Source organism: Quisquiliibacterium transsilvanicum (genome assembly GCF_014202215.1).
GTDB classification, from domain to species: Bacteria; Pseudomonadota; Gammaproteobacteria; order Burkholderiales; family Burkholderiaceae_E; genus Quisquiliibacterium; species Quisquiliibacterium transsilvanicum.
Genome location: NZ_JACHGB010000005.1, coordinates 230,334 through 254,700, shown reverse-complemented (window position 1 = coordinate 254,700; position 24,367 = coordinate 230,334). Strand labels below are relative to the sequence as shown.

The window sequence follows — 24,367 nt, the reverse complement described above, 5'->3', positions numbered from 1 at the left end:
CGGACCGGCTGCGTTCACCTTCTGGAGATCAACATGGCGCGACGAGTTTTCTACAGTTTCCACTATGCGCCTGACAACTGGCGTGCCTCGCAGGTGCGCAACATCGGTGCGGTGGAGGGTAACCAGCCTGCCAAAGACAACGACTGGGAGACCGTGACCAAGGGCGGTGACAAAGCAATCGCAAAATGGATTGCTGACCAGATGGATGGCCGCAGCTGCGTGGTGGTGCTGATCGGTTCGGGAACAGCCAATCGAAAGTGGATCAATCATGAAATCGTGAAGGCGTGGAACGATGGCAAGGGCATCCTCGGCGTCCACGTCCACAACCTGAAGAACAGCGAGGGCAAGACCAGCACGAAGGGCGCTAACCCTTTCGAGCACGTGACGCTGAAGTCGACTGGCGCGAAACTCTCCACCGTGGTTAAAACCTACGATCCTCCGGGCTACAGCAGCGCCGATGTCTATGCCCACATCAAGACGAATTTGGATTCCTGGATCGAAGCTGCAATTGCCAGCAGAACCAAGAAATGAGGCGATGCAAGGCAAGCACCGAGAGCGGTAGGCGCTGCCTCGATGCGGCTCGTCAAGGCGGCGACCACTGCCGCACTCATGATGGTCAGCGTCAGATGGAAGTGTCGCCGCCGCTGCGATTGGCGCTTTGGTTGGTCACGCTGTCCTTCCGGGCATTCGTGGTGCGTTGATCGGCAGCGCGACAGCACCAATCGCAAGACAGTCCTACAGAGAGACTCGAATGAGCAAGAAAAAGGTATTCGTCAGTTGCGATTTCGACAACGACCAGATGCTCAAGGATTTCATCATTGGTCAGGCGCGCCTCGCCGACTCACCATTCGAGGTGGTCGACCACTCCCTAAAAGAGGCTGCGCCTGAAGCTGATTGGCCCAAGAGGGCACGGGCTGCGATCAAGCGCTCAGAGCTCGTCTTGGTCATGGTCGGCCCTCAAACGCACCGTGCGCAGGGTGTCCTGAAAGAGGTGGCGTTGGCCTGCGAAGAAGGCGTGCCCATCGTTCAGATCATTGGCTACAAGGACGGGAGCTACCCAGCCGTTCCGAACGCCGGACGCCTGTACTCGTGGAACTGGGACAACCTGAAGCGTCTCTTGTCCTGATCGACGAATACCCAATCGGAAATGCCGCATCAAATCAGCAGGGAGCGCAACTGATGGCGATTGTTCCAATCGATCGCTTTGTTCAAGACTACTCGGAGGCCCTGCGGCAAGGAACAGCAGCAATCTTCGCTGGCGCAGGGCTCTCTGTTGCGGAAGGCTTTGTGGACTGGAAAGGCTTGCTTCGTCCGCTTGCCGACGAACTCAATCTGGACATAGCTCGCGAGCACGACTTGGTCCGTGTAGCTCAGTACCATGTCAATCACCACAGCAACCGCAATGACCTAGCTCAGGCAGTACTTAACCAGTTCTCTGGACGTACCGCGACTGTCACAGAAAACCACCGAATCCTCGCCCGACTACCGATATCGGTCTACTGGACGACAAATTACGATCGTTCGATAGAACAGGCGCTCGAGCAGAGTGGGAAAGTTGTTGATATCAAACATCGACAAGATCAGCTGGTGCAAAGCCTGCATGACCGAGACGCCATCGTCTACAAGATGCATGGCGATTGCCAGAACTCGGCTGAGGCGATTCTTGCCAAAGAGGACTATGAACGCTACCACCTGACGCGTGGAGATTTTCTGACCGCGCTTGCAGGTGATCTTCTTTCCAAGACGTTCCTGTTCATTGGGTTCAGCTTCTCTGACCCGAATATGGACTATGTTCTGGCCCGAATGTTCACGCGTCACGGGCGAAATCAGAACAAGCACTTTTGCATCTTGCGCTGGGAATCACAGGCACCCGGAGACTCTCCTGAGGACTTTGCATACCGCAAAGCGAAGCAAGACTATTTCGTCAAGGATCTGGAGCGATACAACATCCGCGCTGTAATGGTTGACTCCTATGACCAGATCACCGAAGTGCTGCGACGGGTTGAGGCACGCCACAAGAGCAAGACGATTTTTGTCTCTGGAGCAGCTCACGAGTATGGGTCACGCTGGTCGTCAACCGATGCGCTGGAATTCGTTCACAAGCTTGCTTGGGAGCTGATCGGGCGAGATTTCCGTTTGGTGACCGGGCTCGGCCTGGGCATTGGGAGTGCGGTCGTCGATGGCGCACTGCAGCAGATATATCGAGTCCAGAGGCGAACATTACGAGATCAGCTGGTCATTCGACCGTTTCCGCAATCGGTTGAAGGAAAGCAGCTTTGGTCTTCGTACCGAGATGACATGCTCAACTTCGCAGGCATCGCCATTTTCATGTTCGGCAACAAACTGAGTGCCGAACCTCCCGCTGTGGCAACTTCAGATGGCATGATTGAGGAGTTCCGGATTGCCGCAGAGAAGGGCCTCAAGGTGCTACCTCTCGGCTTCACCGAGTACGCCGCACGAATTTTGTACGACCAAGTCACAGCGGATTTCGCAAGGTACTTCCCGCGATCCACTCCAGCCTTCGAGGCTCTGTTCAAGTCGCTCGGCGATTCAACACGCTCCTTGGCCGATCAGTTGAGAACAACTTTGAGTGCCCTTCAAGAACTGGAAAGGATGTAGTTCGATGGCGTACTTCACGAAGTCGGAAGCGCGGGCCGCCGCGGCGAGGAATCGTGGTCTTCAGAAGAGCGCCGGGATGACCTCTGGCCGAATTCTGAAGGAGTCGGTGACTGCCGCGACAGCCCGCGATACGTTCGACGTCTTCCTCTCGCATTCGTTAGCTGACGCTGAGATCGTGCTCGGCATCAAGCTGCTCCTTGAGGAGAGCGGACTCAAGGTCTACGTGGATTGGGTCGAAGACGCGCAGTTGGATCGCCGTGCGGTGACCAAGGAAACCGCTGCGGTCCTGCGGCAACGGATGCGGCAATCAAAGTCGCTCATCTACCTGTCGAGCGACAACTCAAGTTCGTCGAAGTGGATGCCCTGGGAGCTGGGCTACTTCGATGGCTTCAAGCCAGACGGCGTGGCCATCATGCCGGTTCTTGACAGTCCGACGGGTACATTCAAGGGCCAAGAGTACCTAGGCTTGTACCCCATCGTTCAAAAGAACACCTACACCGACGGAAGGCCAGATGTCTTCGTCGAAGAGCGTGGAGTACGCTGGTCAACGCTTCAGAAGTTCGGACGTGGCCAGCCCGCTTGGGGAAGGTACAACTGAGTCATCCGAGACTCGGCGTCAGGGGGGGCTGTGGAGATCGCTGGTCAGCTGAATCTGCATCAACTGGGTCAGCAATCTCTCACTAACGTGGCACGGCTCTCACTATCCGTGTCACCCGACAGCAGGCGTCACACGTCGATGTTCCTCGCCACCAGCGCGTACTTCTCGATGAACGCCCTCCTCGGCTCCACGTCGTCACCCATCAGCGTGGTGAAGATCTGGTCGGCCGCGATGGCGTCCTCGATCTGCACGCGCAGCATGCGGCGCACGGCGGGGTCCATGGTGGTGTCCCAGAGCTGGTCGGCGTTCATCTCGCCCAGGCCCTTGTAGCGCTGGCGGCCGACGCCGCGCTCGGCCTCGGCGAGCAGCCAGCGCATTGCGCCGCGGAAGTCGGTCACCGCCTGGCCGCGCTGCCTGTCGCCCTCGCCGCGCCGGATCTCGGCGCCCGGGCCGATCAGGCCGGTCACGGTGCGGGCGAAATCCACCAGCGCGGTGTAGTCGGATGACAGCAGGAAGTCGGCATCGATGACGCTGGTCTTGACGTTGCCGTGGTGGGCGCGCTCGATCAGCAGCATCCACTTCTCGTTACGCTCGACGTAGCGCGGGCGCACCACGGGCGCCTCGGTCTGGTGGCCGGGCGGCGCGTAGCGCGCCATGGCCGCGGCCAGCTCCACTGCCGAGGCCTCTGCCGTGGCTTCGGTGGCCAGGTCGAGCTCGCAGCCGTCGAGCACCGCGCGCAGCGCGTCGGTGTCGATGATGCGCGACAGGCGGTCGATCACCGCCTCGGCCACCAGGTACTTGCGCGCCAGTTCGCCCAGCGTGTCGCCGGCGATCGGCTCGGCGTCCTGGCCGGGCAGCAGGCGCGCGCCGTCCAGTGCCAGGCGCAGCATGTACTGGTTGAGCTCGTGGTCGTCCTTCAGGTAGCGCTCTTCCTTGCCGTGCTTGACCTTGTAGAGCGGCGGCTGCGCGATGTACACGTAGCCGCGCTCGATCAGCTCGGGCATCTGCCGGTAGAACAGCGTGAGCAGCAGCGTGCGGATGTGGCTGCCGTCCACGTCCGCGTCGGTCATGATGATGATGCGGTGATAGCGGCACTTGCCGGCGTCGAAGTCCGGGCCGATGTTGGTGCCCAGCGCGGTGATCAGCGTGGCGATCTGGTCGGAGGTGATCAGCTTGTCGAAGCGCGCCTTCTCCACGTTGAGCACCTTGCCGCGCAGCGGCAGCACCGCCTGGAACTTGCGGTCCCTGCCCTGCTTGGCCGAGCCGCCCGCGGAGTCGCCCTCGACGATGTAGATCTCGCTCAGCGCGGGGTCCTTCTCCTGGCAGTCGGCCAGCTTGCCCGGCAGGCCCACGCCGTCGAGCAGCCCCTTGCGGCGGGTCATCTCGCGCGCCTTGCGCGCGGCCTCGCGGGCGCGGGCCGCATCGACGATCTTGCCGCAGATGATCTTCGCGTCGGTGGGCTTCTCGAGCAGGTATTCGTCGAGCGCCTTGGCGACGAGCTCCTCGACCGGCGCGCGCACTTCGGAAGAGACCAGCTTGTCTTTGGTCTGCGAGCTGAACTTGGGCTCGGGCACCTTCACGGAAAGCACGCAGGTGAGGCCCTCGCGCATGTCGTCGCCGGCGGTCTCGACCTTGGCCTTCTTGGCGAACTCGTGCTCTTCGATGTACTTGTTGACGACGCGGGTCATCGCCGCGCGCAGGCCGGTGAGGTGGGTGCCGCCGTCGCGCTGCGGAATGTTGTTGGTGAAGCAGAGCACCTGCTCGCTGTAGCCGTCGTTCCACTGCATGGCCACTTCGACGGTGATCGCCAGCCCGTTGTCGAGGTTCTTGCTGCCGACGGCGTGGAACACGTTCGGGTGCAGCACCGTCTTGTTCTTGTTGATGAACTCGACGAAGCCCTGCACGCCGCCGGCGAACGCGAAGTCCTCTTCCTTGCCCTGGCGCTGGTCCACCAGGCGGATGCGCACGCCGTTGTTCAGGAAGGAGAGCTCGCGCAGGCGCTTGGCGAGGATCTCGTAGTGGAAGTCGATGTCGGTGAAGATCTGCTCGTCGGGCGAGAAGTGCACCTCGGTGCCGCGCTTGTCGGTGGTGCCCACCACGCGCATCGGCGAGATCTGCACGTCGTCGATCTCCGAGACCAGGCGGTCCTTGAGCACGCCGCGCTCGAACTCGAGCATGTGCACCTTGCCGTCGCGCTTGATCACCAGGCGCAGCCACTTCGAGAGCGCGTTCACGCAGGACACGCCCACGCCGTGCAGCCCGCCCGACACCTTGTAGCTGTTCTGGTTGAACTTGCCGCCGGCGTGCAGCTCGGTGAGCGCGATCTCGGCGGCCGAGCGCTTGGGCTCGTGCTTGTCGTCCATCTTCACCCCGGTGGGGATGCCGCGTCCGTTGTCGGTGACGGAGATGGAGTTGTCGGTGTGGATGGTGACGACGATGTCGTCGCAGAACCCGGCCAGCGCCTCGTCGATCGAGTTGTCGACCACCTCGAAGACGAGGTGGTGCAGACCGGTGCCGTCGGAGGTGTCCCCGATGTACATTCCCGGGCGCTTGCGGACGGCCTCGAGCCCCTCGAGGATCTGGATCGAAGACTGGTCGTAGTTCTGTTCGGACATCGATTAACCCTTCAGATTCGCATCGGCATCACCACGTAGCGGAACGTGGTGTCGCCGGGAACAGTCAACAGCGCGCTGGTGCTGGCGTCGCCGAATTCGAGCATCACCTGCTCGGACTTCAGGTTGGCCAGGACGTCCTGGAGGTAGCCGACGTTGAAGCCGATCTCGAGGGCCTCGCCGTCGTAGTCGACCTCGAGCTCGTCGATCGCCTCCTCCTGCTCGGCATTGCTGGTCTGCACCCGCATCAGCCCCGGCGACAGCGACAGGCGCACGCCGCGGAACTTGTCGGAGGTGAGGATGGAGGCGCGGCCAAGCGAAGAGGCGAGCACCTCGCGCGAGACCGTGGTGGCCCTGGTGTAGCCCTGGGGGATCACGCGCTGGTAGTCCGGGAACTTGCCCTCGACCAGCTTGCTCACCATCTCGACCTCGCCGAAGCGGATGCGCACCTGGTTGGCGGCGACGTCGATCTCCACCGGCTCGTCGACGTCGCCGAGCAGCCGCTGCAGCTCCAGCACGGTCTTGCGCGGAATGATGACGTCGTTGCGGGCCAGCGTGCCGCCCACGAGCTGCGCCTCGCAGTAGGCCAGCCGGTGACCGTCGGTGGCCACCACGCGGACCATGTCGCCCTCGGTGACCAGCAGCAGCCCGTTCAGGTAGTAGCGGATGTCCTGCTGGGCCATCGCGAAGTGCACCATGTGCAGCAGGTGCTTTAGCTGCTTCTGCGGCAGCGCGAAGGAGGCGGCGTACTGCTCGTTGACCGCCACCGTGGGGAAGTCCTCCGCATCGAGCGTCTGCAGCGCGAAGCGGCTCTTGCCCGCCTGGATCGTCGCCTTCTTGCCGGCGACCGAGAGGCTCACCTCAGGCCCCTCGGGCAGCGCGCGCAGGATGTCGATCAGCTTGCGCGCCGACACGGTGGTGGCGCCGTCGCCCTCGCCCGCACCCAGCGATGCCGTGGTGCGGATCTGGATCTCGACGTCGGTGGCCAGGAACGAAACCGATTCCCCTTCCTTGCGCAGCAGCACGTTGGCGAGGATGGGCAGCGTGTGCCGGCGCTCGACGATGCCCGCGACCGTGGTCAGCGGCTTCAGAATGGAATCGCGAGAGGCTCTGATGAACTGCATGCTCTTCACTTCCCCTTGGTGTTGTTCATGAGGGTGGCGGCTTGAGATTCTCTATCCGCGAAGCGTCTGTTCGAGCACGTGGATCTGGTGGTTCAGTTCCGGATCGTGCTGGCGCTGCTCGGTGATCTTGCGCATCGCGTGCAGCACCGTTGTGTGGTCGCGCCCGCCGAAGCCCTCGCCGATCTCGGGCAGACTCTTCTGCGTGAGCTCCTTGGCGAGGTACATGGCGATCTGGCGCGGCAGCACGATGTGCGCATGGCGGCGTTTGCCGTACATCTCGGCGACCTTGATCTTGAAGAAGTCGGCAACGGTCTTCTGGATCACCTCGACCGAGATCTGCCGGCGGTTCAGCGCCAGCAGGTCCTCGAGCGCCTCTTTGGCGAGGTCGAGCGTGACCGGCTTGTTGCGAAATCCCGCATAGGCGATCACGCGCAGCAGCGCGCCTTCGAGCTCGCGCACGTTGGAGCGCAGGTGCTTGGCGATGAAGAAGGCGACGTCCTCGGGCAGCTGCGCGGACTGCTGTTCGGCCTTCTTGAGCAGGATGGCCACCCGCATCTCGAGCTCGGGCGGCTCGATGGCGACGATGAGGCCGGAGTCGAAGCGCGAAATCAGCCGCTCCTCGATCCCGGAGATCTCCTTCGGGTAGGTGTCGCAGGTGATGATGATCTGCTTGCGGGCCGCGTACAGCGCGTCGAAGGTGTAGAAGAACTCCTCCTGGGTGCGCGGTTTGCCGGACAGGAACTGGATGTCGTCGATCAGCAGCAGGTCGAGCGACTGGTAGTAGTGCTTGAGGTCTTCGGAGGTCTTGCGCTGGATGGCGCGGACCATTTCGTCGAAGTATTCCTGCGCGTGGATGTAGCGCACCTTGGCGCGCGGGTTGCGTTCCACGAAAGCGTTGCCCACTGCGTGGATCAGGTGGGTCTTGCCCAGCCCGACCCCGCCGTACAGGAACAGCGGGTTGTAGCTGCCGGGGCGGTCCACCACCTGCAGCGCGGTTGCTCGCGCCATCTGGTTGGACTTGCCGGTGACGAAGTTCTCGAAGGTGAGTTCCGCGCGCAGGCGGCTGCGGTCGACCACCGGCTGCGCGGGCGCGGGCGGCTGCTCGGGGGCCTGCGCCGCTGCGGCATCGGCGCCCTGCCCCGGCGCGGCGCCGGCGGCCTCCGGACCTGCGAAGCGCGTCTCTGCGGCAGTCGGCTGCGGCGCGCGCGGCGTCGGCGCAGCCGACCTCGACGGCTGCCCCGGCGCCAGCTCGAAGGCGACGCGGGTCTGCGGGCCGAGCAGTCCGGCGGCAAGCTCGGCGATGCGCGAGCCGAACTGGGTGCGCACCCAGTTCAGCTTGAACTGGTTGGGCGCGCCCAGGCGCAGTAGCTGCTCCTCCGGCTCGTAGCCCAGGCACACCAGCGGCTTGATCCAGGTCTTGAACAGCTGCGCCGGCACCTCGGCTTCGAGCCGGGCGGCACAGGCGAGCCAGTGATCCTGCACCTGTGCAGCCTGGCTGGGGTCGTGTTCTGCGGACCTGGAATGGGGCATCTGTGGGTGGTGAGCGGGGGGCGAATGTCGACTGGACGAACCCGTCATTCTACCCCGGCGAGGTGAGTTTTCCACAGGCCTGGGATTGACTGGCCTTGACGGATGGGGTGTAATTAAAGGCTTTTCTCAGAGAACCGCCATGAAACGTACCTTTCAGCCCTCCGTCGTGCGCCGTAAGCGCACCCACGGTTTTCTCGTTCGCATGAAGACCCGCGGCGGTCGCGCGGTGATCCGTGCGCGTCGCGCCAAGGGCCGCAAGCGCCTGGCAGTCTGAGCCGCCGCCGGTGTGGCGGCTGCGGCGTGACAGCGGGCCCGATCTACGCCGTGATGCCGCGGCAGGCAATGCTCGCTGCGGGTCGGCGCGCTTTGCCACGCGGCTGCTGAGCTTCCGGCCATGGGCAGGCAGCGGGTCGACGCTTCGCTGGCAGCGCTCGCGCGTAGGCGTGCCGACGTCTCCAGCGCGCACTTCGGGTTGGCTTTCATGATGACGGAAGCCGACGGCGTCGTCGCGTCCGTCCCTCATGGAAAGGGACGGCTCGGCATGTCCGTGCCCAAGCGCCAGCTCAAGCTTGCGGTGGATCGCAATGCGCTCAAGCGCGTCGCCCGGGAGGCCTGGCGGCTGGCGCCGTGGGACGAACTGCCGCGTCCGCAGGTTGTGATGGTCAAGCTGAGGCGCTCCGAGCCGCAGTGGAAAACCACGGGCAGGGCAGCGCTCAAGAAAGCCTGGCGTGCCGAACTCGACGAACTCATTTCCAGGCTGCGCCGCCGGGTGCAGTCGCAAACGCAGTCGCAGGCGAACATGCAAGCCGACGCCGCGGCCCAGGCAGGAGCCGCAGCCGGGGGCGACACCGCCCCGATGAATCCGCAAGCTGGCGAGCGCCGGGATGCCTGAGCGCCCCGTTTTCTCGATGCTTCGGCGCGTCCTCGTCGCGATGCTGAGCGCGCCGGTGCATTTCTACCGGTACGCGATCAGTCCGATGCTGGCGCCCCGCTGCCGTTTCTTTCCCTCCTGCTCGGAGTACGCGCTGGAGTCGCTGAGCCGCCATGGTCCCCTCACGGGTTCATGGCTGGCGGTGACGCGCGTGTGCCGCTGCCACCCGTTCAATCCGGGCGGAATCGACCCCGTTCCCGACAATCCTTCGCTATTGCGCGGCGGCAACAACCGCTGGCCCGCGGCAATGCGCGGCGATCCACCTGCCGAGTGAACCACATGCAATCGAGTCAACTGCAACGCACCATCCTCTGGGTCGTCTTCTCGATGTCCCTGCTGTTCCTCTGGGACGGCTGGCAGCGCTACAACGGCAAGCCGTCGATGTTCGGGGAGCCGCCGGCGGTGCAGGCCGACGCGGGCGCGCAGGGCAAGGGCGCGACGCCGCCGACCCAGAACGACGCGAGCATCCCGGCGGCGCCGGCCTCGGCCGCCGGCGCCGCCGCGGTGCCGGGCGCCGCTGGCGCGCCGGCCGCGGGTCAGCCGCGCCTGGAGCCGCTGAAGCTGCGCAGTGACGTGCTGGCGCTGGAGATCGACCCCGTCGGCGGCCAGGTGCGCCGCGGCGAGCTGCTGAAGCACAAGGCCAGCGAAGAGGCGATGACCGACACCGGCAACGTGGTGCTGCTCGAGGAGGCGCCGGGCCGCACCTACCTCGCGCAGAGCGGCCTGGTGGGCGCGCCGCAGGGCAGCAGCTTCCCGACGCACAAGTCGGTCTTCAACGTCCTGGAGCAGGGAGCCGGCGAGGGCGGCGCGCAGCAGCTCAAGCTGGTGGCCGAGAGCGGCGGGGCGCGGCTGGTGCGCACCTACCGGCTTGCGCCGGGCGCGTACACGGTGGATATCACCGATGAGGTGACCAACGTCGGCACGGAGCCGATGCGCCCCGTGCTCTACATGCAGCTGACGCGCGACGGCAGCAGCCCCCCGGGCGACTCCAAGTTCTACAGCACCTACACCGGGCCGGTGGTCTACACCGAGGCAGCCAAGTTCCAGAAGGTCGCCTTCGGCGACATCGAGAAGGGCAAGGGCGATCACGCGAAGGGCGCGGCCGACGGCTGGGCTGGCATCATCCAGCACTATTTCGTGACGGCCTGGATCCCCACCGAGAGCGCCACGCGGGAGTTCTACACCCGCAAGATCGACACCAACCTCTATACGGTCGGCGCCACCCAGCCGATGGCCGAACTCGCACCCGGCGCCAGCGCCTCCGCGTCGACGCGCCTGCTGATCGCGCCGCAGGACCAGCGGATGCTCGAGTCCGTTGCGCCCGGGCTGGACCTGACGGTGGACTACGGCTGGCTCACGGTGATCGCCAAGCCGATCTTCTGGCTGCTGCAGTGGCTGCACGGCATTGTCGGCAACTGGGGCTGGTCGATCGTGCTGCTCACCATCGTGATCAAGACCATGTTCTTCCCGCTGCAGGCGGCCAGCTACCGCTCGATGGCGCGGATGAAGGCCGTCTCGCCGCGCCTGATGCAGCTGCGCGAGCGCTACGGCAGCGACCGCGTGAAGATGAACCAGGCGATGATGGAGCTGTACAAGGAAGAGAAGATCAACCCGCTCGGCGGCTGCCTGCCGATCGTGGTGCAGATCCCCGTGTTCATCGCGCTGTACTGGGTGCTGCTGGCTTCGGTGGAGATGCGCAACGCGCCCTGGATCCTCTGGATCAAGGACCTTGCGGTGCCGGACCCCTGGTTCATCCTGCCGCTGGTGATGGCCGGCACGATGTTCCTGCAGGTGAGACTGAACCCGAAGCCGCCGGACCCGGTCCAGGCCAAGGTCATGATGATGATGCCGATCATCTTCTCGGTGATGTTCTTCTTCTTCCCGGCCGGCCTGGTGCTGTACTGGCTGGTGAACAACATCTACTCGATCGCGCAGCAGTGGACGATCACGCGGACGATCGAGAAGGCTGCGGCGGCGAAGAAGAAGTAGAGGGCGACGCAGGCGTCGCCGGCCGCGGCCGGCGACTCGAGTCCTTTGCGGGGCCGCGCATGCGCGGCCCCGTTCACATTCCGCTGGCGCTCCGAACGTGATCGCTGCCCTCACGCTGCTGCTCGTCTTCCAGCTCGCCGGCGAAGTCATCGCCCGCGCGCTGGGATTGCCGATTCCCGGCCCGGTGATCGGCATGGCGCTGCTCTTCGTCGCCCTGCTGGTCCGCCGAGGCCCCGGCGAAGACCTGCGCCGGACTTCGGGGCAGCTGCTTCAGCACCTGTCGCTGCTCTTCGTGCCCGCCGGCACCGGCATCGTGCTCTACGGCGACCGCATCGCCGCCGAGTGGCTGCCCCTGCTGGTGTCGCTGTTCATCAGCACCCTGCTCACGCTCGCGGTGACGGCACTGGTGCTGAAGGCGCTCGGCCGCAGGCGCGGCAAGCCCGAAGAGGAGGGCGGCCGATGAGCCCGGAGCTCCAGGAAATCTGGGTCTACCTGTCGACCTCGCCACTGCTCGGGCTGACGCTGACCCTGCTCGCCTACCAGGCGGCGTACTGGATCCACCGGCGCGTCGGCTTCCATCCGCTGGCCAACCCGGTGCTGGTCAGCGTGGCCATGCTCGCCGCGCTGCTGCTCGCCACCGGCACCTCCTACCAGGCCTATTTCGACGGCGCGCAGTTCGTGCACTTCCTGCTCGGCCCGGCCACCGTTGCCCTGGCGATTCCGCTGCATGCGCAGTGGCCGCGGCTGAAGGCGATGGCCGGCCCGCTGACGATCGCGCTGGCGGCCGGCTCGCTGACCGCGGCGCTGTCGGCCTGGGGCATCGGCGCGCTGCTCGGCGCCAGCCGCGAATCGCTGATGTCGCTCGCCCCCAAGAGCGTCACCACGCCGATCGCGATGGGCGTGGCCGAGCGCCTCGGCGGCCTGCCCTCGCTGACCGCGGTGCTGGTGATCGGCACCGGCATCATCGGCGCGGTGCTGGCGCACGGCGTGATGCGCCGCCTGCGCGTCGAAGACCACGCGGTGCAGGGGTTCGCCCTCGGCCTCGCCTCGCACGGCATCGGCACCGCGCGCGCCTTCCAGGTCAGCGAACAGGCGGGCGCCTTCGCAGCGCTGGCGATGGGGCTGAACGGCCTGGTCACCGCGGTGTCGCTGCCGTGGATCATGCCCTGGGTGGAGCGGGTGTTTGCGCGGTGACAGCGGGGCCGCCCGGATTCCTCGCCGGCTCGTGTTGCGGTCCACTGTATATTTTCAGCTGCCAATGCGCGCGACATGCCGTATCAGTCGCTGATCAAGGTCTGGCTGCAGAAGAAGGTTCAGAGTCACTTAGCGATCGGATATGCCGATGCCGATGACGAGGACGGACTTCCGCGACCGCGTCGTGCTGGTGACCGGCGCGGCACAGGGAATCGGACGCAGGATGGCGCTGCGCTTCCACGCCGCCGGCGCGACGGTCGTTGCCTGGGACGTCGACGCCGCGGGCCTCGAGTCGCTCGCTGCCGAGCTGGGCGGGGAGCGCGTGCACGCCCAGGTCTGCGACCTCGCTGATCCCGCGGCGATCGCAACGCAATCGGCGCGCGTGCTGGCGGGGGTCGGACCGGTGGACGTACTCGTCAACAACGCGGGTGTCGTCAGCGGACGGCCGCTGCTCGAGCTCGAGGACAGCGACGTCGAGCGCACGCTGAACGTGAACACGCTGTCGCTGTTCCGCACCACCCGCGCGTTCCTGCCGTCGATGATCGCGCGCGACCGCGGCACGGTCGTCACGATCTCGTCCGCCGCGGGGCTCGTCGGCGTCGCAGGCCTTACCGACTACTGCGCGAGCAAGTGGGCGGCCGTGGGCTTCGACGAGGCGCTGCGCGCCGAGCTCGGCAAACAGGGTTCGCAGGTGCGTACGCTGATCGTATGCCCGTACTACATCGACACCGGCATGTTCAAGGGCGTGCGTACGCGCTTCCCGCGACTGCTGCCGATCCTCGACCCTGACGACGTGGCAGCGCGCATCGTCGGCGCGGTGGCCGAGGGACGCGCCCGCCTGCTGCTGCCGCGCTTCGTCTGGGCGACACTCCTCGCGCGGAGCCTGCCGGTGCCCCTGTTCGACCGGGTGGCCGGGTTCTTCGGCATCAACGCGAGCATGGACCACTTCGTCGGCAAGCGCCGCCGCTGAGGCGGGCCCCCTGGGCTCTGTTAGATTCGCCGGCATGCGCCTTCCCGACGAATCCCCGATCGCCGCGATCGCCACGCCCCCCGGGCGCGGCGGCATCGGCGTGGTGCGCGTCTCGGGCAGCGGGCTCGACTGCGTGATCTCCGGCCTGCTGGGCGAGGCGCGGGCGGCCGCGCTGGCGCCGCGGCACGCGGCCTACGGACCCTTCCTCGCTGCCGATGGCAGCGAGATCGATCGCGGACTGGCGCTGCACTTCCCGGCGCCGCACTCGTACACCGGCGAGGACGTCTTCGAGCTGCAGGGCCACGGCGGCCCGGTCGTGATGCAGCTGCTGCTGCGCCGCGTGCTCGAGGCCGGCGCGCCGATCGGGCTGCGCCTGGCGATGCCCGGCGAGTTCACGCAGCGCGCCTACCTGAACGAGAAGCTCGACCTGGCCCAGGCCGAGGCGGTGGCCGACCTGATCGACGCCACCACCGAACAGGCCGCGCGCTCGGCCACGCGCTCGCTGGCCGGCGAGTTCTCGCAGGAAATCCACGCGCTGGTGGAGCAGGTGATCCACCTGCGGATGCTGGTCGAGGCCACGCTGGACTTCCCCGAGGAGGAGATCGACTTCCTGGAGCGCGCCGATGCGTTCGGGCAGCTCGCGCGCATCCGCGCCACGCTGGCCGGCGTGCTCGCGCGCGCGCGCCAGGGCGCGCTGCTGCGCGAGGGGCTGAACGTGGTGCTGATCGGCCGGCCCAATGTGGGTAAGTCGAGCCTCCTGAATGCGCTGGCCGGCGCGGAGGTGGCGATCGTCACGCCGATCGCCGGCACGACGCGCGACCGCGTCGCGCAGGCCATCCAGGTGGAGGGCGTGCCGCTGAACGTGATCGACACCGCGGGGCTGCGCGACACCGCCGACGAGGTGGAGCGCATCGGCATCGCGCGCACCTGGGACGAGGTGGCGAAGGCGGACGTGATCCTGCACCTGCAGGAGGCGGGGCAGGGGGGCGCGACAGCGGCGGCGGCCGCCGGCGCGCGTGTCGATCCGAATGCTGTGCCAGGTGCCGGCGCGATAGACGCCGACGCGATCGACGCCGGCATCGCCGCGCGGCTGCCCGCCGGTGTGCCCATCGTGCGCGTGCTCAACAAGATCGACCTGGCCGGGGAGGGCGCGCGCGTGGAGCGCGTGGGCGGCCGGCCGTCAGCGGTGTGGCTGTCGGCGCGCGGCGGGGAGGGCGTGGAACTGCTGCGCGCGGCGCTGCTGGAGCTGGCCGGCTGGCAGGGCGCCGGCGAGTCGCAGTTCATCGCGCGCGAGCGGCACCTGCAGGCGCTGCGCGCGGCGTCCGATCACCTGGATGCTGCGGAGGAGAACGCGCGCAGGCGAGGGGAGCAGCTGGAGCTGTTCGCGGAGGAGCTGCGGCTGGCTCAGGAGGCCTTGAGTGAGATCACCGGGGAGTTCACGCCGGATGATCTGCTGGGGGTGATCTTCAGTCGATTTTGCATCGGGAAGTAGGGCCGTGGTCCGGGGCGCGCAGTAGTTCTCGAGGAGCAATCGTATGAACTGGTTCCACCGACTCACGGGCTTCCAAGAGTCCGACTACCGCAGCACCCGGTCGCGCCTGCGCGTGGAGGGCAGGCACCTGGTGTCCGACGCGCATGACCGCCGCTTGGGCATCGGCGATTTCGAGATGCCCTCGCTCGCGGAGCTGCGCCAGCGTGCCGCGAGCGCCGTCGACGGGTCGGCGTCCCCGGCGGGCGGGCTGTCCGTTTCGGCGGTCTCCGGCGACGTGCGTGCGCTCCATGCGCAGCCCGAGTACGCGGGCGCGCTCTTCCAGGTGGCGTCGCAGTTCAACATGCTGGAGATGGTCCACCCGGACTTCACGCCGGAGGACGGTGTCGCCGGCTACGAGCACGACCGCACGCAGGGCCCGGCCTGCGCGATCGCGGCGGGGGCGGCCACGGTTTACCGGAACTACTTCGTGCCCGTCGGCGACCAGGCGGGGCAGAGCCGCGCGCGTCAGCTCGACGGGCTGGCGGATCTGGGCGAGGGGCTTGCCGGGGCGCTGGGCGCCTCGGTGCCCGATCTCTGGGAGATGCGCAACGGCTATGCGCTGTGCACGCCGGAGGGGCTCGACCGGATCGGGCGGCACCTGGCCGCCGCCGACGAGGCGGCGCGCGATGCCCTGCGCGCGCGGCTTCGCATCGGCCTTCACTGGGAGGTGGAGGTGACCGATGCGCCGGAGCCTGGGCGCCCGGTGGTCTCGCAGGCCTTCTGCTCGGCGCTGCCGGTCGCGTACAGCGGGATCCCGGGGACGCGCTGGGAGGGCTTCGCCCGCCTGGTGCTCGAGGCGGCCTACGAGGCCACCCTGCTGGCGGGGCTGCTCAATGCGCGCCGTACCGGCTCGCGGGTGGTCGCGCTGACGCGGCTGGGCGGCGGGGCCTTCGGCAACGAGGGCGCCTGGATCGACGACGCGATGGACCGTGCGTTCGGCCGGATGGCGGCGCAGGACCTGGAAGTGCGGGTCGTCGTGTGGGGCGAGGTTCCACAGGTGCTGCGGCGGCTGGAGCGCGCGTATCCGGTGTCCGCGCGAGGGTGAGCAGGCGATGAGGGATCGGGGCGGGATGCGCCCGGAGCGTCCGCGCGCGCCGCCCGCGGATCCCTTGCGCTAGCATCGTCGAAGGTCCACGCGCCGGATCGGCAAGCCCGCCCGATGCGGCCCGAACCCAGGGAGAGCGCCCGATGGCCGGCATCAAGAGGATCGATCACGTCGCGATCGCGGTGCGCGACTGCGACCAGGCAACCGAGCAGTACACGAAGCTGCTGAACGCGAAGCACGTGCGCACCGAGGTGCTGCGCGAGAAGGCCGGCATGGTGAAGGTGGCCTACATGCAGATCGGCGAGAACATCCTCTCGCTGGTGCAGTCGCTGGAGCCGGACGGCTTCATCAACCAGCACATCGACCGCTACGGCGAGGGCCTGCACCACCTGGGCCTGGAGGTGGACGACCTGGAGGGCTTCATCTCGCAGGTGGAGGCCAACGGCTACAGGATCCCGCTGCGCGACGAGTTCAGCAATCGCAGCGAGGTGGTGCTGCGGCCGCGCGACGCGAACGGCGTGGTGCTGCAGGTGCTGCAGTGGAAGGGCGGAAGCGACGCCACGGTGGCGGACCGCATCGAGCGCATCCTGGCGCTGCAGAACCAGCCGGAGTGAGGACGGCTGCGAGCCAGGTGTTCTCGAGCTCGCAGCAGCGCCTTTGTGTACGGTGAGCCCTGCCGGGCTTTTCAGACTCCAATCCCCTGGCCGTGCTGGTGGACAGCAAAGCGGACATCCACGCCATGTGATTCGACCATGAGACTTACCTAAGATACTGATTGGAATCGATAAAGTTCTGATATCGTGAAGGCATGAAAGAGGACATCAATGCGGTCACGGACAGGGGCGAGAGCACCGCCCGGATGGAGCCGCTGCTGCTCGGTGAGACTTCACGCCACCGAGGTCCGCTGACCGACCGTGCCATGGATCTGGTGTCCAGGTCAGCCGGGTTCCGTCGCAGCCTGCCGGAGGGGGTTCGCGCCGGGCTCGCCGACCTTGTGAGGTCGATGAACTGCTACTACAGCAATCTCATCGAGGGCCACGACACCCACCCGGTGGAGATCGAGCGGGCGCTCAGAGGCGACTACAGCAGCGATCCCCGCAAGCGCGATCTTCAGCTGGAAGCCAGGGCGCACTTCGAGGTGCAGGCCTGGATCGACGGTGGCGGGCTTGAGGGCCGTGCCGCCCTGGTGGCAGGGCTGGTGGAGATCCACAGGCGCTTCTGCGAGCACCTGCCCGAAGAGCTGTTGAAGGTCGAGGATCCGCGCGCCGGCGAGCGCCTGGATGTGGTTCCCGGGGCCCTGCGTGATCGGGACGTCATGGTCGGCCGTCACCTGGCGGTCAGTCCGGGGGCCGTTCCCCGGTTCCTGGATCGTTTCGAGAGCGTGTACGCGCGGCTGGGCAGGACTGACGCCATCCTGTCGGTGGCGGCCGCGCACCACCGCCTGCTCTGGATACACCCGTTCCTCGACGGCAACGGCCGGGTGGCACGCCTGATGTCGCACGCGATGCTGCTCGAGCAACTGGACTCGGGGGGCGCCTGGTCGGTGGCGCGCGGGCTCGCACGCCGGGTCACCGACTACAGGGCGCACCTCGCGGGGTGCGATCTGCCTCGCCGTAACGACCTCGACGGTCGTGGGGCGCTGAGCGAGGAGGCGCTGGCGGATTTCACCCGCTTCTTCCTTGAAACCTGCATCGACCAGGTGGAGTTCATGGAGGCGCTGGTCCAGCCGGAGCGCCTGCGAACGCGGATTTTGATCTGGGCCGAGGAGGAGATGCGCGTCGGCGCGCTGCCGGCGAAGGCGGGGCGGGTGCTGGAAGCCCTGCTCTACAGGGGGGAACTTCCGCGCGGCGAGGTCGCCGGCCTGCTCGGCACGACACCGCGACACGCGCGCCGGATCGTCGCTGCGCTGGCCGATCGGGGTGCGCTGGTCTCGGATGGCCACCGTGCGCCGCTTCGGCTTGGCTTTCCTGCCGCATTGGCAGGGCAGTGGATGCCGGGTCTTTTTCCGGAGCAGGCGGCTTAGCCGGCTTCAGGGTCCACGCGCTGGGATCGCGCGATGCCCTCCGCCTAGAGCTCCAGGTCCCCCGCCAGCATCTCCTTGGCGATCGTCCTGCGCAGGATCTCGTTGCTGCCGTCGGCGATCTGCACCAGGCGCAGCGCGTGGTAGGCCTCGGCCAGGTGCATCTCGGCGGTCATGCCCATGGCGCCGTGGGCCTGCATCGCGCGGTCGATCGCCTGGGTGCACATCTGGGTGGCGAATGCCTTGGTCATCGACAGCTCCTTGCGCGCGGGCAGGCCGCGGTCGAGCAGCTGCGACACGTTCAGCGCCATCAGGTGGGCGGCATGCACCTGCATCGCGGCTTCCGCCAGCGGGAAGGTCACGCCCTGGTACTCGGACAGCGTGCTGCCGAAGGCCTCGCGCACCTTGACGTAGTCGAAGGCCTTCTCCAGCGCCCAGCGGGCGGTGCCGACCGAGCGTGCCGAGTTGTAGATGCGGCCGAGGTTGACGCCGAGCATCGCGATCGAGAAGCCCTTGCCGGGGCGGCCCACCAGCTGCCAGGGCTCGACGCGGATGTCGTCGAAGTGCAGCACCGCCTCGTTGCCGCCGGCGCTGTCCCACATGCGGATCACGCGCTGCACGACGAAGCCGGGCGAGGAGGTCGGCACCAGGAAGGCGCTGATGCCGCCGCGGCGCTGCGCGGCCGCCTCGGGGTCGGTCACCGCGAACACGATGCAGAAGTCCGCGTACGGGCTGTTGGTCGTCCAGATCTTGCTGCCGCTGATGCGCCAGCCCTCGCCGTCGGGGGTGGCGCGCGTCTGCATCATCATCGCGTCGGAGCCTGCGCCCGGCTCGGACATGCCGAAGCACATGGTGGTCTCGCCGCTCATGAGGCCGGGCAGGAAGCGCTCGCGTGCCTGCGGCGTGAGCTCGGTGAGCACCGGGCTCGGGCCGAAGGCCCAGTGCGACAGCGCGCTGAGGCCGAGCCAGTACTGGCCGCCGCACAGGTGGAAGACCCGTTCCCAGCCGGCGAACCAGGCGACGTGGCCGAGCCCCTGGCCGCCGATGGATTCCGGCGCGCACATCGCGTAGTAGCCGGCCCGGGCCGAGGCCCGGCGGACCTCGCCGATCAGCTCGAGCACCGGCGCGCTGTAGCGGCCGTCCGCGTCGAAGCAGCGGTGCGGGTTCTCGAGCAGCGCGGCGTTGTCGTGGTGGCGCTGGATCACCTCGGTGCGCACGAAGCGCTCGAGGCCGTCGCGGATGGCCGAGATGTCGGGCGGATATTCGTAGGCGATGGCGGGCATGGGTCTCCTCCGTTTCCTGTTTGGGCTGGTTGCAGGCAATCCATTGCCGAAACCTTCATATCGCATCCCCGGACAGCCGCAGCTCGAGTTCCGCGCGCAGCCCCCCAAGCGGCGACTCTCCCAGCGCGATCCTTCCCCCATACAACTCGGCCGTCTCGCGGGCGATCGCCAGCCCCAGGCCGGTGCCGGGCGTGCGTTCGTCGGCGCGCACGCCGCGGCGGAAGACCTCATCGCGCTCGGCTTCGGTCAGCCCGGGCCCGTCGTCGTCGATCGTGACGAGCAGGCTGCCGTCGACCGCGGCGGCGCCCACGCGCACCTGGCGGTGCGCCCACTTGCAGGCGTTGTCCAGCAGGTTGCCGACCATCTCGTGCAGGTCCTGGCTCTCTCCGGCGAAGCGAAGCCCGGGGGCGACCGGCGTCAGCGCGATCTCCAGCTCGGGGCGGTTCTCGCGATGGGCATGCACCTTGCGCATCACGCGCACCAGTCCTTCCACGATGGGGGCCACCTCGGTGCGCTGGCCGGGCAGGCCGGCGCTCGACTGGCGGGCGCGTTTCAGCTGCCAGTCCACCTGCCCGCGGATGCTGGTGACCTGCTCGGCGAGCTGGCGGGACAGCGTGGCGCGGTCGATGCGCTGGTCCTCGGAGAGGCCGGCGAGCACCGCGAGCGGCGTCTTGATCGCATGCGCCAGGTTGCCGGCGAGCTGGCGGGCGCGTTCGACCACGCGGCGGTTCTCGTCGAGCACGCGGTTGAGGTCGTCCGCCAGGGGCTCGACTTCGGCGGGGAAGCTGCCGGCGAGATGCTGGGCGCGGCCGCTGCGCAGGTCGGCGATCGCCGACTGCAGGTTGCGCAGCGGCTTCAGGCCGAGGTGGACCTGCGCGAGGGCGGCGGCGAGCAGTGCCACGCCGAGGATGGCGAGGAAGAGGGCGAGCAGGCCGGTGAAGCGGGCGACCGCGCTCTGCAGCGCTGCGTCGTCGGCCGCAACGACGAGCCTCCATTCGGAGGCCGGTGTCGCCGGCGTGTCGCGCGCCTGCCGCGCGGGGGCCGATGGCGCGGCGGCAGGTGCCTGCCGTGCGTCGGTCGCGTCAGGCGGCGCGATGCGCACGCGGCGTTCCAGCGCCCGCAGCGATTGGCCGTCGGGGCCGGCGAGCTGCCGGTGGACGGTATCTGCACCCGCAGCAGCAGCGGCAGGCAGCTCCAGCCGGACGTCCCACAGCGATCGCGAGCGCGCAGGCTCCTGCGCTTCGGCTGCCCGACCGGTCGCCGGATCCAGCCGCTCGATCTGCCAATACAGCCCCGAGTAGGGCCGGCTCCACCTGGGGTCGCTGAGCGGCGCCTGCAGTTGCGGGCGTTGCTCGGGGCCGGGCTCGAAGGCGGCGGTGAGCTGGTCGAGCTGCAGGCGCAGCTGCGCCTCGAACTGGGTTTCTGCGTACTCGCGGAACAGGCCGGCGAGCGACCACCCTGCCACGAGCATCGCGGCCGTCACGGTGAGCAGGGTGGCGCCCAGCAGGCGCCAGCGCAGCGAGCGCGTTGCGAACCTCATCCGTGGGCTCCGCCTTCGGGGCGGCGCATCCGGTAGCCCAGGCCGCGCACCGTTTCGATGAGCCCGGCCGGCAGCTTCCTGCGCAGCCGCGCCACGAAGACCTCGATGGTGTTGGAGTCGCGCTCGAAGTCCTGCGCGTAGAGGTGCTCGGTGAGCTCGCTGCGCGAAACGGTCTGGTCGGCGTGGTGCATCAGGTAGGACAGCAGGCGAAATTCCTGCGCGGTCAGCGCCACCGGCTGGCCGTCGAGCGCGACGCGGGCGCTGCGGGTGTCCAGCGACAGCGGCCCGCAGCGCAGCACCGGGGTGGCGATGCCGCTGGCGCGCCGGATCAGCGCGCGGATGCGCGCCAGCAGCTCCTCGGTGTGGAAGGGCTTGGTCAGGTAGTCGTCCGCGCCGGCGTCGATGCCTGCCACTTTCTCCTGCCACTGGTCGCGGGCGGTGAGGATCAGCACGGGCGCGGCGACGCCCTCGGCCCGCCAGCGGCGCAGCACGCTCAGGCCGTCGACCACCGGCAGGCCCAGGTCCAGGACGACGGCGTCGTAGGGCTCGGTGCCGCCGAGGAACCAGGCGTCGCGCCCGTTGCCGGCGTGGTCGACCGAGTAGCCCGCGGCCAGCAGCGCGGCCCGCAGCTGCGCTGCGAGCGTTGGCTCGTCTTCGACCAGCAGGACCCGCATCAGCGCCTGCTCTCGCGCGTGTCGATCACGGCGGCGTCCTTGGCGTCGACGTCCAGCTTCAGCAGCTTCCCGTCGGACTGGAGGATCTTGATCTCGTAGATCCAGCGTCCGCTCGCGCGTTCGAGCTCGACTTCCAGCACGTCGCCGGGGTGCTTGCGGGCGACGCTCTCGAGGATCTTCGGCAGGGGCTGGATCTCGCCGGCGACCAGCGCGGCGCGCGCCTTGTCGTGGTCGCTGTCCGCGAAGGCGGCGGTGGCGGGAATGGCGATGGCGATCGCCAGGAGTGCGGTGCTCAGGGTGCGTTTCATGTCTTGCTCCGATGGTGGTGCCCGGGCGCGCCGAAGACGGTCCGCCGGGGCCTGGCCTGCGAAGGCGGGCCGTGGCGGAAGTGTCCGGCGCGGCGGCTGAACGCCGGATGAACGCCGCGTTCAGCTCCGGTACAGGCCGGCCCGCGCAGCATGGCCGTCGTGAAAGCGAAGCGCTGCCCGCCAGCGATCGCCCATCGGACCCGAGAGCGTACCGCGCTTTGAACCAACAGGAGGCACCGGATGATTCCCGACACCCTTGCAGGCAATGCAGCCAGCGGCATGAAGCAGGGCCCTGCGCCCGTCCGCCCAGTCATCGGCCTGCCGATGCGCATCTTCCACTGGGCACTGGCCCTGTCGTTCACCGGCGCCTGGCTGACGGCGGAGGCCGACGGGCTGCGCGAGGTGCACACCGTGCTCGGCTACACCATGGCGGGCCTGCTGGCCTTCAGGCTGGTGTACGGACTGGTCGGGCCGAAGCGCGCGCGCCTGTCCGCCCTCCATGCGCGGGCCGCTGGCCTGCCGCGCTGGCTGCGCGCGACGTGGCAGACGGTGAAGTCGCTCGGGCGCCCCGGCACGCCGGATGCACCCAGGGTGAACTGGTCGCAGGGGCTGGGCGTGGCCACCGGCGCGATCCTCGCCGCGATGCTTGCGCTGATCGCGCCGCTGGTTCTTTCCGGGCTGGCGACGCTGGACGAGTGGGGAGGGCACCGGGTCGCCGAGCTGACCGAGGAACTGCATGAGTTCTCCGGCAGCCTGCTGCTCGGCCTGGTGCTGTCGCACCTTGCGCTGCTGGCCGTGCTGAGTGTGCTTCGCCGCAGGAACGAGGCGGCCCCGATGATCACCGGACGCCTGCCGGTCGGCACCCGCCCCCGGATCCATTAGACTTCTCGGCTCCGCCCTCCGGGACGCAATCAGGCTCACCGCTTGCGCCCGGGGGCTCTACAGGTGTCCGGATGAGCAGGCTTCGCGCAAGAGACGTTCCCGGCTGGCTCGGGCAGGCCGCCTCCAGGCCCGCCGTGGCTGCAGCTGCGCTGCTGGCGCTCTGCCTGGTGCTGCAGCAGGGGGCCCTGTCCGCGGGCTGGCGCTTCGACGACGGCCCGCTGCTGTACTTCGTCACGAAGTTCTCGCCGCTGGAGTATTTCTCCAGCCCGGAGGTGATGCGGCAGCAGTCCTGGGCGTCCCTCACGCCCTGGAATGCGCTGTTCTACGAGCTGGGGCTGCCGTTCTCCGGTCTCGACCCGCACGGGCACTACGCGCACCTGCTCGCGGTCATCTGGCTGACCTCGGTGGCGACCTGGTTCCTGCTGCGCCTCTGGCTGCCGGGCGCGGCTGCGTTCGCCGGGGCCGCGCTCTACCTGGCGATGCCGGCCACCGGCGCGGTCGGGCGGATGCTGATGACCGGGCATTACGCCTACGGTCTGCTGTTCTCGGTGCTCGCGCTGTACCTCTTCGCGCGCGGCGTCCGGGAAGGGCGCAAGGGCCTGTCGCTGGCCGCAGCGCTGTTCTACGCGCTCGCCTGCCTGTGCAAGGAGCTCTACCCGCCGCTGATCGCGGCGATGGTCCTGCTTCCGGTGGGCAGCTTCAGGGAGCGGCTGCGGCACCTGCCGGCCCTGCTGGTCGCCGCTGCGGGGTATGCGGCCTTGCGGCTGACGGTGCTGCAGGGGGTCAACACCTATGCCCGTCCGCACTTGGACGGAGGGCTGTCCGCGGGCGAGATCGGCAGGCAGTTCGTCGATGCCTTGTTCGGCGCCGGCCTGCCCGGCGGGGTCGGCATCCTGGCCGCGGTGCTGGCGCTGTTCGTCGCGGCGTTCCGCCCGCGGCAGCGGGTCGCCTGGGGGTTCGTGCTCGTAATCCTGCTGCTGGCCGTGCTGCCGATCCTCGGCATGGCGCGGATGGGCTTCGCGGACCTCACCGCATCGCGGCTGCTCTACCTGCTGAGCTGGGCCGTTGCGGTGGGGCTCGCCTGGTCCCTGGGGCGAGGCCGGGTGCTCGGCGCCTTCCTGGTCGTTGCGGCGGCGGCTCTGGTCCTGGGACAGCAGGGCACGGCCAGCCACATCGACGCTGCCGCCCGCCAGCTCGAGGCCCAGTACGGATTCGTTGCCGAGCCGCGGCCGGACGCCTTCCTGCTGCCGCCGGGCTTCGCCTACGTGGGCTACCTGGAGTCGATGCGCGACGCGTCGCTGCGGCTTGGCCGCGCGCAGCTGCCCGCCGTGCTGAAGTCCGAGGAGGAGCTGGAGCGGATCGGCCGCGACCCCGGCGCGAGGGTCTTCCACTGGAGCCTGGAGTGCAGCTGCGTCGCGCCGATGGGTGCGGGCGGCGGAGCCTTCCTGCGCGAACATCGTGCGATGCTGGAGGCCGGGATCGGCAAGACGCTGTGGGTGATGGTGGAGGTATAAGAC

Annotated in this window: 24 protein-coding genes; 17 read left to right on the top strand and 7 right to left on the bottom strand. The window is 67.9% G+C overall.

Features of this window, described 5'->3' with window-relative positions; translation table 11 throughout:
- The first annotated feature begins 33 nt into the window (after window positions 1-33).
- The 4 genes from HNQ70_RS13665 to HNQ70_RS13650 all read left to right on the top strand — a co-directional run bounded on the left by HNQ70_RS13665 (window position 34) and on the right by HNQ70_RS13650 (window position 3,217).
- Complete coding sequence (locus HNQ70_RS13665) at window positions 34-531, top strand: TIR domain-containing protein (protein WP_183968524.1); 498 nt, start codon at window positions 34-36, stop codon at window positions 529-531.
- A 220-nt stretch (window positions 532-751) separates the two neighbouring features.
- Complete coding sequence (locus HNQ70_RS13660) at window positions 752-1,126, top strand: TIR domain-containing protein (RefSeq protein ID WP_183968522.1); 375 nt, start codon at window positions 752-754, stop codon at window positions 1,124-1,126.
- A complete protein-coding gene (locus HNQ70_RS13655; protein WP_183968519.1) occupies window positions 1,090-2,619 on the top strand; it encodes an SIR2 family protein in 1,530 nt (509 codons plus the stop codon). The genes HNQ70_RS13660 and HNQ70_RS13655 overlap by 37 nt, the downstream gene beginning before the upstream one ends.
- 4 nt (window positions 2,620-2,623) lie before the next feature.
- Window positions 2,624-3,217: a TIR domain-containing protein gene (locus HNQ70_RS13650; protein WP_183968517.1), complete on the top strand. Its 594-nt coding sequence runs from the start codon at window positions 2,624-2,626 to the stop codon at window positions 3,215-3,217.
- 128 nt (window positions 3,218-3,345) lie between these two features.
- Here the strand turns inward: HNQ70_RS13650 and gyrB are convergent, their stop codons facing one another.
- Genes gyrB through dnaA form a run of 3 tightly spaced genes read right to left on the bottom strand, consistent with a single transcriptional unit; the run spans window position 3,346 to window position 8,435 of the window.
- Entirely contained in the window at window positions 3,346-5,832 is a 2,487-nt protein-coding gene (gyrB, locus tag HNQ70_RS13645) for a DNA topoisomerase (ATP-hydrolyzing) subunit B (RefSeq protein WP_183968515.1), read from the bottom strand.
- An 11-nt stretch (window positions 5,833-5,843) separates the two neighbouring features.
- On the bottom strand, window positions 5,844-6,953 hold the full coding sequence (gene dnaN / locus HNQ70_RS13640) for a DNA polymerase III subunit beta (RefSeq protein ID WP_183968514.1): 1,110 nt from the start codon (window positions 6,951-6,953) through the stop codon (window positions 5,844-5,846).
- Window positions 6,954-7,004: 51 nt separating this feature from the next.
- Window positions 7,005-8,435 carry a chromosomal replication initiator protein DnaA gene (gene dnaA, locus HNQ70_RS13635; protein ID WP_183969130.1) on the bottom strand — a complete coding sequence of 477 codons (1,431 nt, stop codon included), beginning with the start codon at window positions 8,433-8,435 and terminating at the stop codon, window positions 7,005-7,007.
- Between the two features lie 187 nt (window positions 8,436-8,622).
- Here dnaA and rpmH point away from each other — a divergent pair, with 187 nt between their 5' ends.
- From rpmH to HNQ70_RS13580, 11 genes are all read left to right on the top strand, one after another.
- Complete coding sequence (gene rpmH, locus HNQ70_RS13630) at window positions 8,623-8,757, top strand: 50S ribosomal protein L34 (protein WP_183968512.1); 135 nt, start codon at window positions 8,623-8,625, stop codon at window positions 8,755-8,757.
- 120 nt (window positions 8,758-8,877) lie between these two features.
- Window positions 8,878-9,375, top strand: coding sequence for a ribonuclease P protein component (locus HNQ70_RS13625; protein WP_183968510.1), 498 nt, complete (start codon window positions 8,878-8,880; stop codon window positions 9,373-9,375).
- Entirely contained in the window at window positions 9,368-9,688 is a 321-nt protein-coding gene (gene yidD / locus HNQ70_RS13620; protein ID WP_246434960.1) for a membrane protein insertion efficiency factor YidD, read from the top strand. The genes HNQ70_RS13625 and yidD overlap by 8 nt, the downstream gene beginning before the upstream one ends.
- A gap of 5 nt (window positions 9,689-9,693) precedes the next feature.
- The gene (gene yidC, locus HNQ70_RS13615; protein WP_183968508.1) at window positions 9,694-11,403 is read left to right on the top strand and encodes a membrane protein insertase YidC; all 1,710 of its coding nucleotides are present in this window, start codon (window positions 9,694-9,696) and stop codon (window positions 11,401-11,403) included.
- Between the two features lie 97 nt (window positions 11,404-11,500).
- Window positions 11,501-11,866, top strand: coding sequence for a CidA/LrgA family protein (locus tag HNQ70_RS13610; RefSeq protein WP_183968506.1), 366 nt, complete (start codon window positions 11,501-11,503; stop codon window positions 11,864-11,866).
- On the top strand, window positions 11,863-12,597 hold the full coding sequence (locus HNQ70_RS13605; RefSeq protein WP_183968504.1) for an LrgB family protein: 735 nt from the start codon (window positions 11,863-11,865) through the stop codon (window positions 12,595-12,597). The genes HNQ70_RS13610 and HNQ70_RS13605 overlap by 4 nt, the downstream gene beginning before the upstream one ends.
- Window positions 12,598-12,745: 148 nt before the next feature.
- Entirely contained in the window at window positions 12,746-13,567 is an 822-nt protein-coding gene (locus HNQ70_RS13600) for an SDR family oxidoreductase (RefSeq protein WP_221302811.1), read from the top strand.
- Window positions 13,568-13,601: 34 nt separating this feature from the next.
- On the top strand, window positions 13,602-15,059 hold the full coding sequence (mnmE, locus tag HNQ70_RS13595) for a tRNA uridine-5-carboxymethylaminomethyl(34) synthesis GTPase MnmE (RefSeq protein ID WP_183968502.1): 1,458 nt from the start codon (window positions 13,602-13,604) through the stop codon (window positions 15,057-15,059).
- A 43-nt stretch (window positions 15,060-15,102) separates the two neighbouring features.
- On the top strand, window positions 15,103-16,143 hold the full coding sequence (locus tag HNQ70_RS13590; RefSeq protein WP_183968500.1) for a hypothetical protein: 1,041 nt from the start codon (window positions 15,103-15,105) through the stop codon (window positions 16,141-16,143).
- Window positions 16,144-16,286: 143 nt separating this feature from the next.
- A complete protein-coding gene (locus HNQ70_RS13585; protein WP_183968498.1) occupies window positions 16,287-16,757 on the top strand; it encodes a VOC family protein in 471 nt (156 codons plus the stop codon).
- A 194-nt stretch (window positions 16,758-16,951) separates the two neighbouring features.
- Window positions 16,952-18,166 carry a Fic family protein gene (locus HNQ70_RS13580; protein WP_221302810.1) on the top strand — a complete coding sequence of 405 codons (1,215 nt, stop codon included), beginning with the start codon at window positions 16,952-16,954 and terminating at the stop codon, window positions 18,164-18,166.
- A gap of 44 nt (window positions 18,167-18,210) precedes the next feature.
- Here the strand turns inward: HNQ70_RS13580 and HNQ70_RS13575 are convergent, their stop codons facing one another.
- The 4 genes from HNQ70_RS13575 to HNQ70_RS13560 are packed head-to-tail and all read right to left on the bottom strand — an operon-like array spanning window position 18,211 to window position 21,968.
- Window positions 18,211-19,446 carry an acyl-CoA dehydrogenase family protein gene (locus tag HNQ70_RS13575; protein WP_183968496.1) on the bottom strand — a complete coding sequence of 412 codons (1,236 nt, stop codon included), beginning with the start codon at window positions 19,444-19,446 and terminating at the stop codon, window positions 18,211-18,213.
- 55 nt (window positions 19,447-19,501) lie between these two features.
- On the bottom strand, window positions 19,502-20,986 hold the full coding sequence (locus HNQ70_RS13570) for an ATP-binding protein (protein WP_183968494.1): 1,485 nt from the start codon (window positions 20,984-20,986) through the stop codon (window positions 19,502-19,504).
- Window positions 20,983-21,660, bottom strand: coding sequence for a response regulator transcription factor (locus tag HNQ70_RS13565; RefSeq protein ID WP_183968492.1), 678 nt, complete (start codon window positions 21,658-21,660; stop codon window positions 20,983-20,985). Before HNQ70_RS13565 ends, HNQ70_RS13570 begins: the two co-directional genes overlap by 4 nt.
- The gene (locus HNQ70_RS13560; protein WP_183968490.1) at window positions 21,660-21,968 is read right to left on the bottom strand and encodes a PepSY domain-containing protein; all 309 of its coding nucleotides are present in this window, start codon (window positions 21,966-21,968) and stop codon (window positions 21,660-21,662) included. Before HNQ70_RS13560 ends, HNQ70_RS13565 begins: the two co-directional genes overlap by 1 nt.
- Window positions 21,969-22,208: 240 nt before the next feature.
- On the opposite strand from HNQ70_RS13560, the gene HNQ70_RS13555 reads away from it, so the two are divergent.
- Window positions 22,209-22,850, top strand: a complete 642-nt coding sequence (locus HNQ70_RS13555; RefSeq protein WP_183968488.1) for a cytochrome b/b6 domain-containing protein — start codon at window positions 22,209-22,211, stop codon at window positions 22,848-22,850.
- A gap of 71 nt (window positions 22,851-22,921) precedes the next feature.
- Window positions 22,922-24,364: a glycosyltransferase family 39 protein gene (locus tag HNQ70_RS13550; protein ID WP_183968486.1), complete on the top strand. Its 1,443-nt coding sequence runs from the start codon at window positions 22,922-22,924 to the stop codon at window positions 24,362-24,364.
- The last annotated feature ends 3 nt before the right edge of the window (window positions 24,365-24,367 follow it).